Source organism: Candidatus Dadabacteria bacterium (assembly GCA_026706695.1).
Classification (GTDB): domain Bacteria; phylum Desulfobacterota_D; class UBA1144; order Nemesobacterales; family Nemesobacteraceae; genus Nemesobacter.
Map to the genome: position 1 here is coordinate 15989 of JAPOYE010000015.1, position 3808 is coordinate 19796.

Here is a 3808-nt window from a genome sequence, read left to right on the forward strand (position 1 = left end):
TCCAGATGAAGTCCCCTCGCCCTGAAAATCACCGTGGTGAAGTCAAGCTGCTTTTCCCAGTCCTCGATTATGTCGTGTCCGAAAAAATCCCGTCCCCAGCTGTTCATCTGCCCGGCCACGCCTTCCGCGGTTTTCATGAACACTTCGTCCCTCGCGATTGCGAGCTTCAGATTGCGCTGATTGTCAAGAGACATCGTTGATATCTGCCCTAGAGCGTCCTCGCCGTCGAACATCCACCCGTCCGCGCCCGAGAGAAGGGCGTAGGCGACGTTTCTTATGCTTTTTTCAACCGGGGAGTTCGGTTTTGCCGCTGGGCCCGTTCCCTGTATCCACTGTGTTTTAAGGTCGTGGGGAATCTCCGGTCCTTCGAATTTTCCGTCCCTTGCGTCCTGGACCTTCATATTGGTGCGCGGGATAAGGGAATCTGGATCAAGAAAAGTTATTCTTTCCTTGGATTCGTAGCGCCTTTTTCTTCTCTGGGTCCTTTTTTCCATGAGGGCCTTCTGCTCGCCGTTGAAGCGGGCCATGAATTCAAGGGCCTCTAGCGCTTCCGGCGTGTACACGTCCCCGTAGGATTGCTCGATGTTGTCTCTTATGTGCAGTGTGGTGCCCATTGGTTCTTTGCTCCTCGGATGCCTGTTATGATTGAATAAAAACAGCCTAGTATAAACAAGTTCTCGATTAAATCAAATATCCCGGCCGGAACCCGTTGGGCGTCGGGGAAAGCGGCGGTTTTTTAGCTTTAAGCGGGATCACACGGGCGAGCGGAGAAGGGGCTTTTAAGCTGCTGGCATGCGAGGACTTCGTAGGGGAAAACAGGCGGGTGGGAGAACCGGTATTTCCCGTCTGACACAGCTAAAACCTTGGATGTCTTCTCCTTTTAGCACTCAATCGGATGAAGGAGCCGGTGCCTTCACGCGGATCTTGACGATGTCCGTGTCGTAATACTGTTGATGTTGTACCGACGAGGCGATATGTTGCAACAGTCGCAGAGACACATCTTGTTCCGTCGGGGCTTCCGTCGCTCGCTCGCCTAGCAGCGCGATCTGGTCTTCGAGATTCTCTTTAGTGGCTGATGCAACGAATTCAAGCACGGCCTCGTCGCCTTCCTTGTGCGCAATAATGTGCAGTCGCCGCAAGGGTTCTTCCTGATCTGATGTTGTTTTCTGCTCAAGCAGTGTGAGCAGGGTTTCTTCACTGGCGGCGTCAAGGCGGTCAGCCATTGCCTCCCCCCAACCGCTGTGGGAGGCAAACGATCGCAGAAACTCCCGGATTTTCGGCAATGTCGTAATCTGGAACGGAAGCTCTATGCGTCTGCGCCGAGGTTCAGTGACTTCGATAAAAAGCGTCAAGAACAGAGCGGTGAGACCACCTGCTGTCATGCCGTTCTGCAGTAAGCCACCGGCAAATTCCGCAAAATACTCAGGGAAGATCACGCCGTTCTGAAAGCCGACACCTACCCAGAATGAAACTCCCGCGATCATGCCTTTGCGGTAGTCAATTCCGTCCTGGACGACAACCTTCATTCCAACTACAAACAGCATGGCCACCAGGATGGCCAGATACCCGGCAGCCACCGGGCTCGGAATTGCAAGAATTGCGGCGAGCGCCTTGGGGAAGCACGCCAAGACGAGAAAGACGATGCCCGCAGCCGTCCCAACTGTCCGGGTTCCCACTCCGGTAAGTTCCGTTACCGATACGCTGGTCGAGTACGTCGTGTTTGGAATCGTGCCGGCGAGCCCGGACAGCAGGTTGCCCACCCCATCGGCAGCCACGGCTCCCTGAACGGAACGAAAGTCTACGGCCCGTGGCCGTCGCCACGAAATGCGCTGAATTGCTACGGAGTCGCCAACTGTTTCGATTGCGCCAATCAGGGTGACAAAGATGAACCCGGGCAGAAGCGTCCAGAATATGGGTCCAAAGCTCAGATCGAGGCCGGGCCAGCCTCCTTGCGGAAACCCGATCCAGGCGGCCTCGGAAATGCGTGTCGTGTCGTAAATTCCGAAAAATCCGCCAACAATGGATCCTAAAATGACGCCTGCTACGGGTGCCCAAAGTCGAAATACACCGGTGCCCTTGAGGGCGATGGCAATGATGACAAGTACGGTTGCAAGCGCACTGAGGGGGGCAGCTTGGGGATGTGCGGCGACCTGAACGTTGTCCAGGAGATCGAAAATTATTGGCATCACGGTGACGGAAATCAGCATGATTACCGTGCCTGCGACCGTGGGAGTGAGTATCCGGCGAAACAGAGAAAGACGTCTTGCCAGGGCAAATTGAAACAAAGACGAGATAATGACGAGCGTCGCCAACATGGCGGGTCCGCCTTCCGCGATCGCGGTAATGCAGATTGCGATGAATGCGCCGGAGGTGCCCATCAGGAGGACGTATCCTGCGCCGATTCGACCAACTCTGACGGCCTGCAGTACCGTGCTGATCCCGCTAATCACGACTGATGCGAATACCGCCCACATCATGTAAGCCTCAGATCCGCCGGCCGCCTTGATCACGATTAACGGCGTGAGGACGATCCCCGATATGGTGATAATGGCAAGTTGCAGGCCCAGCCCGGCTATCAGTAGCGTTGGCGGTTTGTCGTTAGGTTCGTAGCGGACGTCTGATCGCAAAGTGGAGGTATCGGTAGACATGCCGAGATACTATACTAAAATGATCAGATTTTGGAAATCATGTGTTTAAGTCGCGATCGGAAACGATTCCGCTGTCTGTCCGGCAGCGACGGCTTGCTGATCCGATCGAGGCCTGCCCCGTGGCGCCGAAAGCGGACGCAGGACTTCCTCCCGGCGATTTTGTCTGTTAACGAGCTTGCCGGTATATTAACAAATTCGGTTTTTATCTCGTAGACGATGAAAGTTTCAGCGGTGGGTGTAGCTCAGCCCGGTTAGAGCACTTGGTTGTGGCCCAAGAGGTCGCCGGTTCAAATCCGGTCATCCACCCCATTTTCCAGAAGGCGGCGCAACGTATGGGACTTCGATGCGGAATAGTAGGACTCCCGAATGTCGGGAAATCGACTCTTTTTAACGCTCTTACAAACGCCGGTGCGGCGGCCTCAAACTTTCCTTTCTGCACCATAGATCCAAATGTGGGAGTTGTCGGGGTTCCAGACCCGAGGCTTTATGCCCTCTCCGATATAGTGAAACCCCAGAAAACCACTCCCACCAGTCTGGAGATAGTAGACATTGCGGGCCTTGTGAAGGGGGCTTCTGAGGGAAAGGGAAAGGGAAACGCTTTTTTGTCACACATAAGGGAAGTTGACCTTATACTCCATGTCGTGAGGTGTTTTGAGGATGAAAACGTGATCCACGTTGAGGAGGGAATCGATGCCATCCGCGATATCCGTACTATCGAGGACGAGCTTATCCTCAAGGATCTCGAGACTGTGGAGAAGAGGGAGGAAAAACTCGCAAATCAGGCCAAAAGCAGGGATAAGGACGCAATAAGGGATCTTGAGACAGTGAGGTCGCTTCGGGAGTTTATAGAGACTGGGCGGCGCGCGAGGGATTTCCCGTGCCCGGAAGCAAGTACAGACACTTTACGGGAGCTTTTTCTTTTGAGCGAAAAGCCCGTTATCTACGTCTGCAACGTTTCAGAGGAGGAGATCTCGGAGGCGGGGGAGAACGCCGAGGTCCAAAAAGTAAGGGATCACGCGGAGCGCTCGGGAGATGACCTTATTGTCATCTCGGCCAGGATAGAGGCGGAGATAGCCGAGCTTGAGGGCGAGGAGAAAACTGCTTTTCTGGAGGAACTGGGGCTTTGCGCTTCCGGCCTTGACAGACTTGTTAACTGCGCG

The 3808-nt window shown here is 54.5% G+C and carries 3 protein-coding genes and 1 tRNA gene; 2 read left to right on the forward strand and 2 right to left on the reverse strand.

From position 1 onward, the window contains the following. Both OXG10_01170 and OXG10_01175 read right to left on the reverse strand, forming a co-directional pair. A partial coding sequence (locus OXG10_01170) for a malate synthase (protein MCY3825982.1) occupies positions 1-614 on the reverse strand: 614 nt, incomplete at its 3' end. A 273-nt stretch (positions 615-887) separates the two neighbouring features. Then, positions 888-2648: a hypothetical protein gene (locus OXG10_01175; GenBank protein MCY3825983.1), complete on the reverse strand. Its 1761-nt coding sequence runs from the start codon at positions 2646-2648 to the stop codon at positions 888-890. A gap of 231 nt (positions 2649-2879) precedes the next feature. On the opposite strand from OXG10_01175, the gene OXG10_01180 reads away from it, so the two are divergent. Together OXG10_01180 and ychF are read left to right on the forward strand one after the other, a co-directional pair. After that, positions 2880-2957: transfer RNA gene (locus OXG10_01180), tRNA-His, on the forward strand. A gap of 23 nt (positions 2958-2980) precedes the next feature. Then, on the forward strand, positions 2981-3808 hold an 828-nt coding region (gene ychF, locus OXG10_01185; protein ID MCY3825984.1), incomplete at its 3' end, for a redox-regulated ATPase YchF.